Origin of the sequence: Bacillus cereus group sp. N21, from assembly GCF_016483395.1 — a bacterium.
Lineage (GTDB): Bacteria > Bacillota > Bacilli > Bacillales > Bacillaceae_G > Bacillus_A > Bacillus_A pseudomycoides.
In genome coordinates this window covers 1-400 of sequence record NZ_JAEHBX010000256.1, presented here as the reverse complement: position 1 = coordinate 400, position 400 = coordinate 1, and the positions used below count along the sequence as shown (strand labels likewise).

Below are 400 nucleotides of genomic sequence, written 5' to 3'. Positions count from 1 at the left end.
TGGCCGTCAATTTGAACAGCATGGGTAAAGCTAACAGTCCTGACCCTTTTAAAAATATTTTACTTGCTGAATTTAGCGAGTAGGCAAAAAAGGAAAAACGGATAAATTTTGTCATAGTTTTTATAGTTAAACATATATCTTTCTGGTTCAAAAACCCCCAACTTACTCTAAAAATAAATTTTGGGGTTTTTGGAATTCCAGCGGCAATCCAACGCTATTAAGCTAATAAAACAAAATCCTCCCTAAAATGAAAAAATACGTCATCCTTTCCTATTGGAGTGCCCCATGAGAAAGAGACAATAAAAAACACCTCTCTAAATCGTAAGTATCAGTTATGATTTTAATGGAGGTGTTTTTCGTATTATGGATACAATTTCGCTTTAGCTTGATTGGCATGGGG

The 400-nt window shown here is 34.5% G+C and carries 1 pseudogene; it reads left to right on the top strand.

From position 1 onward, the window contains the following. Window positions 1–83 (top strand): annotated as a pseudogene (locus JDS96_RS30745) (serine hydrolase); the annotation flags it as partial. Between the last annotated feature and the right edge of the window lie 317 nt (window positions 84–400).